This window comes from Massilia agri (genome assembly GCF_024753255.1).
Lineage (GTDB): Bacteria > Pseudomonadota > Gammaproteobacteria > Burkholderiales > Burkholderiaceae_D > Telluria > Telluria agri.
The window spans coordinates 157,575-173,920 of record NZ_JANUHA010000009.1; the positions used below are offsets into that span (position 1 = coordinate 157,575).

13 protein-coding genes are annotated in these 16,346 nt (G+C 67.0%); 1 reads left to right on the forward strand and 12 read right to left on the reverse strand.

Annotated elements, in window-relative coordinates; all coding sequences use genetic code 11:
- Complete coding sequence (locus tag NX780_RS14440; RefSeq protein ID WP_258828569.1) at positions 1-1,563, forward strand: PepSY domain-containing protein; 1,563 nt, start codon at positions 1-3, stop codon at positions 1,561-1,563.
- Here NX780_RS14440 and NX780_RS14445 read toward each other — a convergent pair.
- The 12 genes from NX780_RS14445 to NX780_RS14500 all read right to left on the reverse strand — a co-directional run bounded on the left by NX780_RS14445 (position 1,519) and on the right by NX780_RS14500 (position 16,228).
- A complete protein-coding gene (locus tag NX780_RS14445) occupies positions 1,519-2,376 on the reverse strand; it encodes a beta-1,6-N-acetylglucosaminyltransferase (RefSeq protein WP_258828570.1) in 858 nt (285 codons plus the stop codon). The two genes, NX780_RS14440 and NX780_RS14445, sit on opposite strands and share 45 nt — an antisense overlap.
- A 116-nt stretch (positions 2,377-2,492) precedes the next feature.
- A complete protein-coding gene (locus tag NX780_RS14450; RefSeq protein ID WP_258828571.1) occupies positions 2,493-4,727 on the reverse strand; it encodes a DUF4962 domain-containing protein in 2,235 nt (744 codons plus the stop codon).
- Positions 4,728-5,062: 335 nt separating this feature from the next.
- The gene (locus NX780_RS14455; protein ID WP_258828572.1) at positions 5,063-5,854 is read right to left on the reverse strand and encodes a glycosyltransferase family 2 protein; all 792 of its coding nucleotides are present in this window, start codon (positions 5,852-5,854) and stop codon (positions 5,063-5,065) included.
- Positions 5,790-7,064, reverse strand: coding sequence for a glycosyltransferase family 4 protein (locus NX780_RS14460; protein WP_258828573.1), 1,275 nt, complete (start codon positions 7,062-7,064; stop codon positions 5,790-5,792). Before NX780_RS14460 ends, NX780_RS14455 begins: the two co-directional genes overlap by 65 nt.
- A gap of 59 nt (positions 7,065-7,123) precedes the next feature.
- Positions 7,124-8,635 (reverse strand): oligosaccharide flippase family protein, encoded by a 1,512-nt coding sequence (locus NX780_RS14465; RefSeq protein ID WP_258828574.1) that lies wholly within the window; start codon positions 8,633-8,635, stop codon positions 7,124-7,126.
- Positions 8,635-10,095, reverse strand: a complete 1,461-nt coding sequence (locus NX780_RS14470; protein WP_258828575.1) for an O-antigen ligase family protein — start codon at positions 10,093-10,095, stop codon at positions 8,635-8,637. Before NX780_RS14470 ends, NX780_RS14465 begins: the two co-directional genes overlap by 1 nt.
- A 22-nt stretch (positions 10,096-10,117) precedes the next feature.
- On the reverse strand, positions 10,118-10,858 hold the full coding sequence (gene epsI / locus NX780_RS14475) for an exosortase-associated protein EpsI, B-type (protein ID WP_258828576.1): 741 nt from the start codon (positions 10,856-10,858) through the stop codon (positions 10,118-10,120).
- Positions 10,855-11,844: an exosortase B gene (xrtB, locus tag NX780_RS14480; RefSeq protein WP_258828577.1), complete on the reverse strand. Its 990-nt coding sequence runs from the start codon at positions 11,842-11,844 to the stop codon at positions 10,855-10,857. Before xrtB ends, epsI begins: the two co-directional genes overlap by 4 nt.
- A gap of 1 nt (position 11,845) precedes the next feature.
- Positions 11,846-12,715, reverse strand: coding sequence for a chain length determinant protein tyrosine kinase EpsG (gene epsG, locus NX780_RS14485; protein WP_258828578.1), 870 nt, complete (start codon positions 12,713-12,715; stop codon positions 11,846-11,848).
- Between the two features lie 54 nt (positions 12,716-12,769).
- Positions 12,770-14,176, reverse strand: a complete 1,407-nt coding sequence (gene epsF / locus NX780_RS14490) for a chain length determinant protein EpsF (RefSeq protein WP_258828579.1) — start codon at positions 14,174-14,176, stop codon at positions 12,770-12,772.
- A gap of 156 nt (positions 14,177-14,332) precedes the next feature.
- On the reverse strand, positions 14,333-15,121 hold the full coding sequence (gene epsE, locus NX780_RS14495) for a polysaccharide export protein EpsE (RefSeq protein ID WP_258828580.1): 789 nt from the start codon (positions 15,119-15,121) through the stop codon (positions 14,333-14,335).
- A 57-nt stretch (positions 15,122-15,178) separates the two neighbouring features.
- The gene (locus NX780_RS14500; RefSeq protein ID WP_258828581.1) at positions 15,179-16,228 is read right to left on the reverse strand and encodes an EpsD family peptidyl-prolyl cis-trans isomerase; all 1,050 of its coding nucleotides are present in this window, start codon (positions 16,226-16,228) and stop codon (positions 15,179-15,181) included.
- Positions 16,229-16,346: the final 118 nt, after the last annotated feature.

The window sequence follows — 16,346 nt, forward strand, 5'->3', positions numbered from 1 at the left end:
ATGGCATCCCCGACACTCAAACGCCTGCTCTTCCTGACCCACCGCTGGCTGGGCATCGTGCTGTGCGCCTTCTTCGCCATGTGGTTCGTCTCCGGCGTCGTCATGATGTACGTCGGCTATCCGAAGCTGACGGAACCGGAGCGCCTGCAGCACCTGCCCCGCCTCGGCGAAGGCAAGGGTCTGATCGGCCCCGTCCAGGCGCTGGCGAGCGCCGGCGTGCACGGTCCCTTGGCGTCCCTGCGCCTGGCTGCCGCCAGCGGCGGGCGTCCCGTCTACCTGGCCGAACCCGCGCACGCGGACGGGAAGAAACCGAAGGCCGGCAGCGCCACCATCGTGATCGACGCCCGCAGCGGCGCACGTCTCGACAGCTTCGGCCGCGAGGCCGCACTGGCGGCAAGCAGCGCCTGGGCCGGCCCCGGCGTGCACCCCGTTTACCTTGGCACGGTAATGGAGGACGCCTTCACCCACTCGCGCGGGCTGGACGGCCACCGTCCCCTGCACCGCGTGCAGCTGGACGACGCCGCGCAGACCCTGCTCTACGTGTCCAGCCGCACCGGCGAAGTGGTGCGCGACGCGCCGCGTCTCGAGCGCCTGTGGAACTACGCAGGCGCCTGGATCCACTGGCTCTATCCTTTGCGCGGCAATGCTTTCGACCGCTGGTGGACCGATATCGTCAACTGGCTGTCGATCGCGGGCATCGCGATGGCCCTCACCGGCACCGTGGTCGGCGTGCTGCGCTGGCGCTTCAGCCGCCCCTACCGCAACGGCGCGCGCTCGCCCTACCCGGGGCCGATGATGCGCTGGCACCACATCGGCGGCCTGCTGTTCGCGCTCACGACCATTACCTGGATCTTCAGCGGCCTGATGTCGATGAACCCCTGGAAGGTGTTCACCAGCGACGCCGCGCCGCTGCGCATGGAAGCCCTGGCGGGCGGGCCGCCCACCCTGTCTGCCGGCATGCTTGCCGGCGCCACGCCCCAGGCACTGCTGGCCGCCGCGCCCGGCGCTCGCGAATTACACTGGCGCCGCGTGCTCGGGCGCACGCTGGTAGCCGCCTATCCGGCCGGCGGCAGCCCGCTCGTGCTCGATGGGAATGCCGGGGCCGCGTCCCTGGACGTGGAGGCGCTGACTGCGGCCGCCCGCCGGCTCCTGCCTGCCCCGGTCGCGCGCATCGAACGCCTCGACGCCTACGACCTGCACTACTACGCCCGGGCCGGGCACACCATGACAGGTGGCGCTGACAAGCCTCTGCCGGCCCTGCGCCTCGTCTTCGACGATGCAAACAGGAGCTGGGTCCACCTCGATCCGCGCACCGGCGCCGTGCTGGGCCGCAGCGACAGCCACAAGCGCGCCAGCCGCTGGCTGTTCGCCATGCTGCACAGCTGGGATTGGCTGCCCCTGCTGGAGCGCCGTCCCCTGTGGGATGCGGTACTGGTGCTGCTGAGCCTCGGCGGGCTCTTGATGAGCGTGACGGGCATCGTCATCGGCTGGCGCAGGCTGGGCCGCAAGCTGGGCAGGTCAGGCCGCCCGCGATTCCTTCCAGTCCACCAGGCGCCGCATTAGCTCGGCGCTGGCCTGGCTGTCGAGCTTGCGGCAGAAGTGGGCGTTGGAGGCGCGGATGCCTTCGAAGTCGGCCCCATCGAGGACCTTGGGATTGCGCGCGCCCTGTTCCGGCCACTGGACGTAGCGGTAGTTGTCGCTCAGGACGCGGCTGGCATAGGGCGAGTGCATGACCAGGGTCTGGAAGAACAGCTCGTCCGGGCACTGCACGGTGCGGCACAGGCGCAGGAAACGCGGGTGTGCATCCGCCAGCCGCAGCACCTCGGCCACGCAGCCGCGCGACAGGGCCCACCAGGACGAGCCGCCGTGCGGTACGAGACCATCCGGCATGCGGCGCCGGCGCCCGGTGAGGCGCAGCAGCGCGTTGGCCGCGCGGCAGGCAAGACGCTCCAGGCTGCCGCCTCCTTCGCGGTGGAACAACTGGTAGCGGAAATCGACCTTCCAGCCATTGGGACCGATCGGGGTGGTCTCGATGAGTTCGCGGTCGCGCACCCGCGCCAGCTCGCGCTTGAGCAGGGCGTTCGGCAGCAGCGGGAAGTCCTGGGCCGACAGGAAGATCACCTTGTCGAAGTCGGGCTGTTCGAGCAGGATCTGGCGCAGCGAGGCCAAGGTCGCCTGCACCTGCGAGAAGCCGCCCCAGCGCACGTCCACGCGGTCCTCGACCAGGTGCGCGTTCGGGTGCAGGTCGCTCGGGTCGATGGCGCTCTTGCGGTCGAGGTGGACGTAGACGAGGAAGTCGGGGTCGCTCAGCTGCTGGACCAGTGTGTTGAGCTGCTCGGCGTCCTTGTGCGCGGCGATCAGGAATACCTGTTTCATCAGAACCAATTCGGTGGTGCGGCCCAAAAAAAAATCCCCCGCGGCGCGAGCCGCGAGGGATCTCGTGCGCGCCGAGTCTAGCACGCACGTCAGCGGGACAGCGCCCGCTTCGTAGCTTAGTTCAGCGTCACCGACTGGCCACCGACGGTCACGGTACGCACCGAACCCGAGGTCGTGATGTTCACGGCCGGCTTCTTGCAGCCCGGGTCGAGCAGCACCAGGTACTCGACCGTCTGGTTGGCATTACCTCGCTGGTAGAACGCGCCGTGGTCCTCGACCACATTGGCCTTGGCGCCCGGGCCGATCCACTTGTCGAAGGTGGCGGTCGGGGTCAGGGAGCGCATGCACAGCGACTGGCCACCGGCGGACACCTCCACGTTCAGCGCGTCCTTCTTTTGCATGATGGCCGGGGTGTGCACGTTCCACTCGTAGGTGCGAGCCACGGTGCTCGACAGGCGGTCGCGCACCAGGACCGCATTGCCGGCGTTACGCAGGTGCCAGACCTGGCGCTTGGCCATGGTCAGCTGGCCGCCATACGACGGGGTCGCATCGCCTTCCGCGTAGTCGTAGGTCGGCTGGGCGGTGAAGGCCGTGATCTTGCCGTTACGCTGCAGCTGCTCGCGGTAACCGTTCACCATCTGGCCCTTGCCGCCGTCGAAGGTGACCGCGTTCTGCGAGCGGGTCTGGTGGTACCAGTCGTTCCAGTACGGCGAACCGTACCAGTCGTAGTAGCCGGCCTTGACCAGCAGCGGCTGGCCGGCAACCGACAGCAGCAGGCCGTTCTGGTCGCCGTGGCTGTGGTTGAAGGAGCCGTAAGGGCTGGACTTGAAGAAGGTCGAGATGCGCGAGGTCGAACCGAGGTTGCTGTGCATCGCCACCCAGCCGATGCTCGGGTAGTAGGCCGAGTTCGAAGGCGGTTCCAGGTACTTGGTGTAGCTGACCGGCAGCGGGTACTCGGCCTGCAGCAGCGACATCGCGTCTTCCATGCCGGTGGTGTTCTTCACATACCAGGCGGCGCGCGGCGACCACATGCGCGAGGCGAAGGCGCGGAACACGCGCTGGTCGGGCTTGGTCTCGGATGCGTCGCCGAAGGCGTGGGTACGCGCGCCCGGCGGGATGAATTCCATTGCGAAGTCGAGGAAGCCGAGGGTCCAGGGCTTGCCGAAGAAGTTCACGCCGCTGGCCTGGGTGAGCGGGTCCCACAGGGCCAGCAGGTAGCCGGCCGCGTACTCGCCGTAGGCGGTGCCGTTGGCGTAGCCGCCTTCCGGGCCGCTCCACGGGTTCGGGCTCAGGGCGTAGGCGCGGAAGGAGAAGTCGAACCAGGTCTGGGCTTCCGGGATGTCACCCAGGGTCAGGGTCGAGATCAGGACCAGGAACACCAGGCTGGTGTTGCCGTGCGAGTCGAAGGGGTACTGGTCCAGGCGGCCGTTGTCGCCCGCCAGGTTGTTGTAGATCTCGGTGGTGCGGGTCTTGATCGAGGCCAGCCAGCGCTGCTTGCGGGTACCGTCCAGGGAGCTGCCCAGCAGGTCCATGGTCTTGGACAGGCCCCAGGCGATCTGGCGGGTGGCCTGGTCCTGGTTGTGGTAGCTGGTCGGGCCGGACGGGTTCAGGGCGGCCAGTTCGTCGCCGCGGCGCAAGGCTTCGGTCAGGTAGATCTGCTCGCCTTTCAGGCGCCACATCGTCGCTGCCGCTTCCATCTGGCGGCTGGCTTCGTTGATGCGCTGGCGCACGTCGGTCTGCTGGTTGGCCATGGCGGCGGTCAGCGGCGCGGAGATGACGATCGACCAGCGCGAGTCGCTCAGGCTGGGCACGGCCGTGATCTGGGCCTTGACTTCGTTGCCCAGGCGGCTCAGGTAGGACTCGAGCGCCGTCCTCTTGGCATAGTTCCAGGTCGAGAACGGGGTGAAGGACGCCGGCATCGAACGCGGACGCGCTTTCGAGAGGATGCGGTTGCGCAGGGTGGCGTTGTCCGGCACTTCGAACACATTCGAACGGCTGGTGATCGAGAAGGTGCGCGGGTTCGACCAGTCGTTGCTGCCCGCCGGGCGCACGCGCCAGGTGTAGTTGCCCAGGGCCAGGGCCTTGGTCGGCAGATACCAGTTGCGTGCGACCGTGACGCGGGTCGGCGTGCCGCCCACCGGGGTGATCTCGAGCTCGTAGCTGGACGGGCCGGTGGAGTGGCGGGCCCAGGTGAAGCCAGGCGGGTTCTGCGCCTGCATCTGGTTCATTTCAGGCTTGGCCTGGACGACCAGCGGATCGTTCGACTGGACCCAGTCGGCGCGTGCGGCAGCGCTCGCGAACAGCGAGACAAAGGCAGCGGCCAGGACGAAGCTCTTCCGAGAAAATTGCATGTGGGTACTCCGAGAAAAATCGTGATTTCATGTGCCGCGCCAGGGGGGCCGACGGGCTCGAGAATGTTTGCCTGTACTTACCGGATGAAGTGGGCGACTTACTTTTCTTGCTGTGCCTGTTTAGCGGCACTCGACGGGGTTTATGCTACCCCAAAGTAAGTTGGGCACAGGCAAATTCTCCGAAGAAATCGCACTTTTTTCGCTTGCTTTGCGGAAATCCCACGCAAGAATATCAACTCTTGCCGAACAATATTTGCAGGCTTTTAACGGGTATAAATTGCCTGCAAAGACAAAAGCGCAAACCTGTCAATTCGCTATGACAGGTTTATTTTTTGTCAGGCTGCCACCGATCTGGCCTCGGCCTGCAGGCCGCGCATGCGCTTCAGGTAGCGCAGGCAGTAAATGCCGAAGGACAGCGGCGCCTTTTCCATGTAGCGGCGGCGTACGTTGAATTCTTCCTGGCGCGCCTTGATCCGGTTGGCCGAGGACACGCTGCCCTCATGGTCGCGGAACACGGTCAGCGGCTGGTCGATCATGACCGGCTTGGCCACGGCGCCCAGGCGCAGCCACAGGTCGATGTCCATGGCGTACTTCAGCTTTTCGTCGAACATGCCGACCCGTTCGAAGGCGGACTTGCGCACGAACACCGCCGGGTGCGGGATCGAGGCGCGGCCGGCCACGAAAGAGCGGTAGGAGAAAGGCGGCATGGCATAAGGCGGGACCATCTTGCCGTCCTTGAGGATCTGGATATTGCCGAACACCCAATCGACCGGCGCGCCGTCCTTCCCTTCCTCGAATGCGCGCTTGACGACAGCCAGCACGTCGGGGCCGTTGTAGTAGTCGTCGGAGTGAAGGTGGGCGATGTATTCGCCGCGGGCGGCCTCGATGCCCTGGTTCATGGCCCGGCTGATGCCGCCGCCGACGTCACGGAGCACCCGCTTGTTGCCCGGCCTGTCGCGCATGTATGCCGCGATCATGTCGAGGGTATCGTCCGTGGAGCCGCCGTCGACGAAGATGTGCTCGAAGTCCTGGCAGGTCTGCGACTGGACCGAGGCCAGGGTGTCAGCCAGCGTGGCGGCGCTGTTCCAGGTGCACGTAACGATCGAAAAGGTTGGTTTGCTCTGCATACAGCTCCAGTAACTGAGGTAAGAGACGCCCGGCATCCGCCCCGAAGGAGGCTGGCGGCACGCGCTGTCGCGGTGGTTCGGCAAGCTGGGCGCCGACGCGCTCGACCAGCTCGTCCATCGTGGAAGCCAGCTGCAGCTGGCCTTCGTATTGCTGGTAGGCGGCCAGCTCCGGCGTGCCGCCGCGCGCCATGGCCACGCACTGGCGGCCCAGCGCCAGCGCCTCCAGCACCGTGGTGCTGCAGGCCTCCTCGCACACCGAGGGCACCACCGCCAGGTGGGCGCGCGCGGTAAGCGCCAGCGCCTGGCTGTAGTCCTGCCAGCCGAGGAAGCGCACCTGGGGGCCCGCGTAGCGCGCCTCCAGCGCCGCACGCTGGGGGCCGTCGCCGGCGATCGTCAGACGGGCATGCGGCGGCAGCCTGCCTTCGGCGGCCGCGAGGAACTCGCCGAAGCCCTTGCCGGCATCGACCCGCCCGACCAGCACGATGTCGCCCGGCTCCGGGGGTGGGGCCGCCTGGGCGGCGCGCAGCAGGCGCGGATAGTCGACGAAGTTGTGGATCACGCGGCAGCGCGACAGGTCGGCGTCCGGCACGGCGCGCAGGAACTGGCGGCGCAGGAAGTCCGAGACGAAGACGGTCTTGTGGCGCGCAAAGGCGCGCGCGGTCTGGCTGCGGTAGCCGGTGACGGCGATCGCGGTGACAGACTTGCGCATGGCTCCTGCGCGCTTGTTCTTTCCTGTGATGCAGGCCGAACAGTCTCCCGGCACCAGGTTGTCGCACACCGTCTCGTCACGGAAACGCAGGTGGGTCAGGCACTCGCTGCCCTGGTCGTGGCGGGTTTGCACGTAGTTGATGCCCTCCTCCACGTGCAGGCCCACCATGGGCACGTGGCCGTGGTAGTGGACGACGTCGAAGCCGGGGGCGTGCTGGTTGATGGCGGCCGCGATCTTGCGCGCGAAAAAGGGGCGCTTGAGCGGATTGAACACGCCCATCTGCAGCTCCTTCCAGCCGGGGCGCGCGTAATCGAAACCGGGGCGGAAATGCCCGCGAAAGCCGATCTGCTCCGCGCAGCGCTCGATGCCGCGGTCGTTGCGTCCGAGGATCTCGACGTCGTGCCCCTCGGCCAGCAGACGGTTGGCCAGCGTGACCACGTGCTTGCCGAGACCACCCACCTGGTCGCCCGGCAGATCTTCCGACACCATCAGGATACGCATTTTGCCCTCCGCTTCTGAACCAAACTCCACTCTCCTTTGACATGCATTCGATGCTGGGTTCACCCGGCAGGCTGCCAGCGCGCCTTCACGCGCGACCAGGCCATCAGCCGGTCGTCGCGCTCGACCACGAAGAGCAGGCCGTGCACGCCCAGCAGCAGCACGGTCACGCCCAGGATGAACAGGAATTCCGCCACCCCGCGATCGAACAGGGTCTCGGCCGTGCTGGCGGCGATCGCCACCAGCGCCACCCCGGCCAGGCCCGGCGCATAGCCCTGCGACAGCAGGCGGGCCAGGCTGGTCGGCACCGTGCGGCCGTGCACGTAGACGATGAAGGCGGCGGTGAACAGGACCGAGGCCGCCAGATGACCCCAGGCGGCGCCATCGATGCCCCAGCCGGCCACCCCGAACCAGACGATGGCCAGGCCCGCCAGCGCCCGGGTGACGGCGAACAGGCCCGATACGCGCGGGTGGCCCATGCCGTCGTTGACGAGCGACGGCAGGCTGGTGAGCGAATCGACGAATTGCGACAGTGCCATCACGGCCAGCACCAGGGCGCCGTTGCGGGCGAAGTCCTCGTTCATCCAGTAGCGCAGGATCTGGTGCGCGAACACGGCCACCAGCACCAGGATGGCCGCATTCAGGAAGACGACGTAGCGGGTCGCCTTCAGGTAGGCACGGTCGAGGCGAGCCAGCTCGCCCTTCGCCGCCAGGGCGCTGGCCGCCGGGAAGAAGACGCTTGACAGGCGGAAGGTCAGGCTCAGCACCCGGTTGGCGAGCGTGGCCGCCACCGTGAAGTAGGCCAGGCCCGTGACCCCGACCAGGGCGCCAATGATGAGCTTGTCCGCGTGCGCATAGGAGAGCGTGGCGAAGCGCGACAGGAAGGAATAGGCCGAGAAGCCGAGCAGCGCAGCGCGCGCCCGCTCGCCCGGCCAGCGCCAATGGGCGCCGGGCAGCAGGCGTTTCACGGCGCGCCACAGGATCGTGCAGTGGATGCTGCTTGCCACCACGCGCAGCAGCACCACCTCGAACAGGCCGTAGCCGAGCAGCAGCACGCCGACCGTGGCGATCGGCACCAGGGTCCCGAACACCATCTCCACGCGCGCGGAGATGTCGTAGCGCATCAGGGACTGGGGCACGCTGTTCAGGTAACTCTGGACCTGGCCCAGCAGGAAGCCCAGTGCGGCCAGGCGCAGGGTGGCGATCGCTTCCGGGACGAGCAGCGCCGGCACCGAGAACACGTCGGTCACGAACCACGCGGCCCCCAGCAGCAGGCCGAGCGCGCCCAGCACGCCGATGATGGCATAAGTGGCCAGGCCAAAGGACAGGGTCTCGTAGACGCCCTCCTCGTCCTTGCGCGCATTGTGCTCGGCGATGTATTTGACGGAACCGGCGGTGACGTTGATGTCGATGACGGCGAAGTAGCCGACGATGGCCGTCACCAGCGAGTACACGCCGTAGCTGGCATCGCCCAGGCCCTTCACGACCATGGGCACGGTCGCCAGCATCACCAATGCGGGAATCGCGGCCCCGAGCAGGTTGGACCAGGCGTTGCGGGCGAGACGGAGGTTCATCAGGCAGCCACCAGGCGCGGACGGGGGACGAACGGTTTCACCACCGGCTTCGTCGCGGGCGCGACCTTGGCCACGGCGACGGCCAGGTAGGGCAAGGCCAGGCAGATGGCCAGCATCTGCGTGGTGCGCACCTGCGGGAAGGGCGTGCCGATCAGGAAGTCGGGAATCATGAAGGCGATGCCCGCGACGCCGGCGGTGGCCAGTCCCAGCAGCTCGGGCGGCAGCGTTTTCAGGGCGCGCCGTGCGAACAGCACGAACGCCGCGATGGTGCCGATGAGCAGGAAAGTACCCAGCAGGCCGCTCTTGAGCGCCACGTGCAGCACGCCGCTGTGCAGGAAGAGGCCGCCGTCCGGATTGTTCTGCCAGGAGATGTACTGGTAGCCGGTGTACCTGCCCCAGGAGCCGATGCCGGTGATCGGTTTCGACAGGAAATCTGCCAGCGCGAATTTCAGTTCCAGCACCCGCTCGCTCTCGGGGCCGAAGCGGCGCGACTGCATGTCATAGACCAGGCTGGACAGGCCCCCGCCCGCGCCCTTGGTCTGGGTCAGGCGCTGCACCGCCACATAGGCCAGCGCGGCGCCCACCACCGGCAGGCCGCCGGTCATGAGCTGGATGCGGCGCTTGATCGGGAAGCGCATCATGATCACCAGGAAGGCCAGCAGGAAGCCGATCCAGGCGCTGCGGCGGTAGGACAGCACGATGCACAGGGCGGTCGTGATCAATGTCGCCCACTCGATGCCGCGCCAGAACTTCGGCCGGTCGGTCTTGACGGTCTGGAACAGGTGTACGGCGGCGATCGCGAAAGCGATGGTGCAGACCAGGCTGTCGTTGATGTCGAAGAAGGTGAGCCGAATCTTGATCGCGTTCATGTTCGCGTACACATTGTTCGGGTCACCGCCGAAAGCCGCCCAGCGCACCAGGCCGAACAGGGCGCGGCCCAGGCCCAGCAGCAGGATGAAGTGGGTCAGCTCGAGCACGTGCTCGCGGGTGCGGAAGGACAGCAGGATCAGGGAGATCAGCGGCGCCATCCAGACGATGTTCGAGAAGCCCTGCGGCGAGAGCGAATCCTTGAGGGGCACGTCGAACATCATGGACACGCCGACGTGGCCGACCAGCAGCAGGAACCAGCCGAAGAACCAGGGCCGGAGGTTGCATTCCGGCGCCGGGTAGCGCTGGAAGCTGGCGGCGACCCTCGCGCAGGCCCAGGCCCCCAGCACGTACCACAGCAGCAGGCCGAAGAACAGCAGGCCCGAGCCGCGGCTGTAGATGCTGCGGGTGGCGAAGATCGCCATGTTCCCGTAGCTGGTCGAGTTCATGCAGAAATAGATGGCCAGGTAGGGATAGACCAGGAAGCGCGGCCACACCAGCCCGACGCCGATGCCTGCCACCGCGGCGATCGAGAGCCCGATGATGAAGGCCCAGGGCAGCGAGTAGTAAACGTAAGGCAGGATCTGGTTCATTGGAAGGAATTCCTCGTGCCGCTTATCCGCGCGCAGGCGCTTGCGCCGCGTGCCGCGACCGGGCCTCTACCTGCGCACCCTCGAGACCCGCGCCCAGCAGGCGGGTACGGTCGCGCGGCGCCATATTGCCCAGCATGTCGGTGACGAAGCGGTCCTGGACGCGCCAGGCCTGGGCATCGTTGGCCTGGATGGTCGAGACGCGCACCAGCATGCCGTCCGGGATCTCGCCCGACAGGCCGTAGGCCAGGCGGCGCAGCTTCTGCTGGATGCCGGTCTTGGTGGCGTGCTCGCCGATCGTGATCCAGTAGGTGATCGGTTCGTTGCGCTCGTGCAGGCGCGCCACCAGGCGCTTGACGGGCAGCTCGCCGAAACCGGTCGGCAGCTCGCCCTCCTGGTCCTTGATCATCTGGAAGCCCTGGGCCACGTAGCAGACTTCGGGCAGGTGCAGCTGCAGGGCCTTGCTCTGGTCGCCGCCATAGGCGATCGACAGCATCACGCGCTGGCCTTCGCGGTTCACATACGTGCGCGACAGGGTCTGGTCGTAGATCTTCTCCAGCACGCTCTGCTGCTCAGGGTCGGGCTGCAGCGGCACCACGTTGGGGTCGATGCGCCAGTCGCCGAAGCGCTGCGGGATCATTTGTTCCAGCGAGAACTGCTCATGGGCCTGAGGCACGCGCGCCTTCGGGGTCAGGGCGCCGGTCAGGGCCGAGGTGCCGGCCATCGCCAGGCCCAGCACCAGGCTGATCGCAAAACGGCGGTTCATGTCGCCTCCTTCAGGGTCGGGTTCAGCTTGCGCCCTCCGCCGCCCTTGGGGCCGCCGCCGCCTTCCCGGCGCTTGATCCACCACTGCAGGCCGTTGTCGACCGCCAGGATCAGGAGCAGCGCCGTGACGAAGAGGACCATGCCGGCGAAGCCGTGCAGGAAGCCCTGGCCGGCGGCGTCGCCGAAGTAATAGGTGATGAGGGTCAGCGCGATCACGCGGATCACGTTGGCCGTGAACGAGATCGGGATGATCAGGATCGCCAGCGTGATGTTGCGGAAGGCCGAGGGGTGGCGCATCAGGTTCAGGTAGAACAGGCCCAGCGCCTCCAGCGTGAGCAGGGTCTGCAAGCCGGCGCAGGCGTCGGCCACCAGCAGCTGGTACTGGCCCATCTGCAGCACCACGCCCGAGCGCGAGATCGGGTAGCCCAGGGCAAACAGGATGTGTTCGGTCACCCAGGACACGGCCATCTTCATCGGCATCGTCACGGCCGCCACCAGCTCGCTGGGCAGCGGCACCATGAAGAGCATGAAGAAGAAGGGGAACCACAGCGCGCGCAGGGCGCGCGAGCCGAACTTGAGCAGCAGGATGGCCGCCATGACGAGGATGATCGAGGCGACCTCGAACATCAGGATCTTCTGCGAGCGGCCCAGCAGGTGCGACATCAGGCCGATGGCCAGCACGGGCCAGCCGAGCCAGGTGTTGACGGGCGCGCCGGCGGGATGCTTGATGGCGGCGAGCATCTCGGGCCATTTTCTCCAGATCAGCCAGATCGCCAGGAAGAAGATGATCGGGCCGTGCCCCTGCTCCTCGCCGATCCAGGCGCCGGTGAACAGGTCGTAGAAGGTCGGTCCCAGCAGGATTGCGAGGCCGGCGAAGATGGGCCACCATTCGGGCAGCGAACGGCGGATGCCGTCGATGCTGCCGGACAGGGTTTGCGGCAGCGCTGCGCCACGATCGTCGATGTCGGTGCGTGCAGTGCCAGCCATATCAGAACTCCACCACCACGGAGCCGACCACTTCGGCTCCCGATTCGGCCATCTGCTCGGCCATGCGGCTGACGTTGGCGATGCGGGTACGGTGCTTGCAGGCCACCAGCAGCACGCCGCCGGCGCGTCCGGCCACGGCCAGGGCATCGGCGCCGGAAGCGAACGGCGGCAGGTCGTAGAGCACCACGTCGTAGCGGCTCTCCAGCTGGGTATTCAGGTTGCGGAAGCCTTCGCGCGCCAGCAGTTCCTGCGGATTGGGCGGCAGGGTCCCGGCCGGCATCAACGACAGGTCCACGAAAGCAGGCACCCGGCTGATGACGTCGAGGTCGGCGCGTCCGGCCAGCAGGTCGGACAGGCCCTGGCGCGGCTTGACGCCGAACATCTCCTGCTGGCGCGGGCTACGCAGGTTGGCGTCCACCAGCAGGGTCTGCTCACCCAGCTGGGAGAACACCACCGCCAGGTTGGCCGCGAACAGGCTGGAGCCGTCCTCGGGCGTCACGCCGGCAATGGCGAGGGCCCTTCGGCCGCGGGCGAACCAGCGCAGCATCAGCTGGCTGCGGATCGCGCGCAGGGCTTCGACCTGGGGCGAGAAGGGATCGTAGGCCGCCACCAGCTTGGGCGAGAGGTTGGCCTGCCCTTTCTGCAGATAGGGATAGGAGAACTGGCGCGCCAGCACCTGCTGGATGTCGTCCTCGCTCACCAGTCCCAGGCGCACGGCGGCTTCGCCGAAGCGGATCCCGAGGTCCTTCTGCATGCGCAGCACGCGTTCGGCGTCATCGAGAGTCAGCTTGCCCTGGTCGAGCAGCAGCGCTCCCATGCTCGATTCGGCGGCCTGGTCGTGGGGCAAGGCGGATAGCACGGATGAATTCATGGTCTGTCCTTGGTTGTCCTTCTTGTTCTGCGCTTGTTCGCTGTTTTACCCGGCTCAGTTGAGCCTGAGCAGGCGGCGCGGCGTCATCAGGGCGCGGATGCCGCCGCCCTTCGGACGCTTGACGCGCCACTCGATGGTGCCCAGTACCGGGATGCCCAGCATGTCCTTGATGTCGCCCGTCGAGCGCACCGGGCGGTTCACCAGCTCCAGCAGCAGGGCCAGGCCGACGCCGAGGATGGTGCCCAGCACGATCGACACCAGGGTATTGAGCAGCACGCGCGGACCCGAAGGCGCGGTCGGCGGCACGGCCGGGTTCAGGATCGAGATGTCGGACTGCTCGGACTGGGACTCGATGCGGGTCTGGGAGAAGCGCTGGCTGGCGGCGTCGAAGGCGCGCTGGGCGCTGTCGAGGTCTTTCAGCAGCACGCCGAGTTCGTCGCGGGTGCGGTTCAGCTCGAGCACGCGGGTCTTCTGGGCGGCCAGCTCGGCGCGCAGCTCGGCTTCGCGCTGGCGGTAGACCTGGGCGTTTGCGCCCACGCTCTTCGACACGCTGCCCAGGGCGGCGTTCAGCTCGGCGCGCATCTTGCCCACTTCCGCCTGGGCCGACTGGTAGGCCGGGTGGTTGCGGCCATAGCGCGAGGCGGCTTCGGCCAGCTTGGCTTCGCCGCTGGCCAGGCTCACGCGCAGGCTCTGCACCAGGGCATTGTTGGCGACGTCGGGCGAGCCCACGCCGGTGGCCATGCGTTCGCGCGAGCTCGCTTCCATGGCCTGGGTCTGGGCCGCGACCAGCTGGGCCGACAGGTCGTTCAGGCGCGACAGCTCGACGTCGACGCGGTTGTTGTCGAGGCTGACGATGCCCTTCTCCTGCTGGTACTTGGACAGGCGGGCCTGGGCCGCTTCGAGGTTGTCGCGCAGCTGCTTGGTCTGTTCGTTGAAGTAGGCCGATGCCTTCTTGGCCGGCTCGGTCTTGAGCTGGACGGCGATCTTCTGGTATTCGTCGGCGAAGGCGTTGGCCACGGCGGCGGCAAAGGCCGGATCGGCACCGCTGAAGCTGATGCCCACCACGCTCGACTCGCGCGAAGGCATGATGTCGAGTTTCTTGAGCAGCAGGTCGGCCAGCCAGTCGCGCACCGTGCCCTTGCCCTCGCTCGCTTCGCGCCACTGGGCCTGCACGGCCGGGCTCGAGGCGAGACGCAGCGAGTCGACCACGCGCAGGGCCACGGTCTTGCTGGTGATGATGTCCATCTGGGTGGCCATATAGCCCGGCATCAGGTTGCCCGGCATGGTCAGGCCGCTGACCGGGTCCACGCCCTTGTAGTTCAGCAGCACGGACGCGGTGGCCTTGTAGGTCTTCTGCTGCATCAGGCTCCAGCCCAGTGCGAGCAGGACCGTCACCAGCAAGGTCCCGAGGATGATCTTCTTCCTCGCGAGAAGGATGAGCAGGAATTGATGGACGTTCATGGCCTTACCTTTGCATCATTGCTTTGACAAGCGGGGTGGACAAAAACACTGCTGTTACTACGTAGGGTGGTCGGCTCGGCCGACCGCGCGTTCGACTCGTGCCCGCATGGACGCACCAGCATTTTGAACGCGTGGGCGGAGGACCGCCCACCCTACTTAAAACCAGGATTCGCGGACAACGATTACATCGTCAACCTGGACCAGATCATTTGCTTTGACATCAATCGTCACCGGGTTGCCGCTGGCATCCTTCCGGGTGATCTTCATGCCGTTGTTGCTGCCGCGCTGGTTCAGGCCACCGCCGGCCGCCACCGCCTGCTGCACGGTCATGCCGCGCTCCAGGCGGAAGGGACCCGGACGGGTGACTTCGCCGCTGACGTAGGCGCGCGGGGCGCGTTCGACATAGATGATGTCGCCGCCGGCCACCTCATAATCCTTGTTGAGTTCGCCCTTGCGCACCATCTCGACCACGTCGATGGTTTCGCGGGTGGTGTTGCCGTTGCGGGTGCGCACCAGGTTGATCATGTCGCCCCCGTCGCCGTGGATGCCGCCGGCCATGGCCAGCAGGTCGAGCACCTTGCGGCGCCCTTCCACCGCGTAGCGGCCCGGACGGTTGACATAGCCCAGCACCGAGACCTGCTGGCTGGCCAGCGTGGTCACCAGCATGTTGACCTGGGCTTTCTTGAGGTAGCCGCCCTTCTCCAGCATGTCGCCGATCTTCTTTTCGGCGGCCGCCACCGACAGGCCGCCCACGGCGACCTGGCCCAGCAGCGGGAAGGTGATGTTGCCGCTCTCGCTGACGCGGGTCTCGAGCGAGAGATCGGGGCTGCCGTACACGGACAGTTTCACCACGTCGCCCGGTCCCAGCAGCACTTCGGCGGCGCCGGCGATCCCGACCGTCAGCACGAGCGCGGCGGCCATCATCCACTTCACGAATCGTTTCATGATTGTTCCTTCCCTTCGGTTCCGTTATTGGTTTCTACTTCTTCGCTTGCCTGCCGCTTACTTCAGGCCCATCACGCCGCGGTCGAGCGCAGCCTTGTCGGCCGTGGCCGCATCCGGGACGGCGGTGGGCGCCGCTCCAGTTGCGCCGGTATCGCCCGCAGGCGCCACCGAAGCCTGGCCCGGTCCGCCCGCACCCGCCACTTGCGTCGCGCTGGCCGGGGCGGTGGCGCTCGGCGCATAGTCCTTGTTCAGGTAAGCGATCTTGGCGGTGCCGCGCAGGCGCTGGATCTCGGCGGCGGCCAGTTCCTTGTTCTTCTTGTTCATCAGGTACTGGCTGATCTGCGGTCCGGCGATGGCCAGGGTGACGGGGGCGTCGCGCACTTCGGCGATCGAGATCAGCATGGCGCGCTCGCCTTCCTTGACGACGAAGAGCTGGCCCTTGGGCATGCCCAGCAGCTTGGCGGACAGCTGCGGATTCAGGTCGGCGGTGCTGCGGGTGACCTGGGCGCGGCCGTACTTGATGTTGCGCGCGTCGAGGAAGACGGCGACCTCTTCCAGCGACTTGGCACTGTCGGCGGCGGCGCGCACTTCCGGGGTCAGGTCGTTGGCCGAGAGGATCAGTTCGTTCATCGCGAACTGCTTGCGGTTGGCGAAGAACTGGGGATTCTTGTTGAAGTAGTCTTCCACCTCGGCGGCCGAGGGACGCTGCGGCTCGCCGATGCGTTTCTGCATATAGGCCTGGGCGATGATCAGGGAGCGGGCGCGCTCGATCGCCTGCATCACCTTCGGGTCGCGGTCGAGCTTTTCCTTGGCCGCTTCGGACTCCAGCAGCTCACGGTCGATCAGCGCCTGCAGGATCTGCTTGCCGGCCTCGCCCTGGCGGGCGGCCGGCACGCCGGCGCGCTGCATTTCCTCGTTCAGCTGCAAGACCGTGATTTCCTCGCCGTTCACGCTGGCCAGCGCCTGGCCAGGTTTCGATTCAGCGGGTTTGTCCTTGTCGCCGCAGCCCGCGAGGCCGGCCGCGGCCAGCACCAGCGCCGCCGTGCCCAGCAGGCGCTTGGGGGTGGAGAGGGAGGTGTGCTTGGCTGCAAAATGGAAGGTTTTCAAGATAGTGTCCTCGACGTTGTCCTCGGGCCTGCGCCCTGCTTGTTATTCGTACCGCTCTTTCGTGCAATGTCTCCGGAAAGGGCGCTCAACCATTCTGGGTTCCGCACGATTCGTTCTC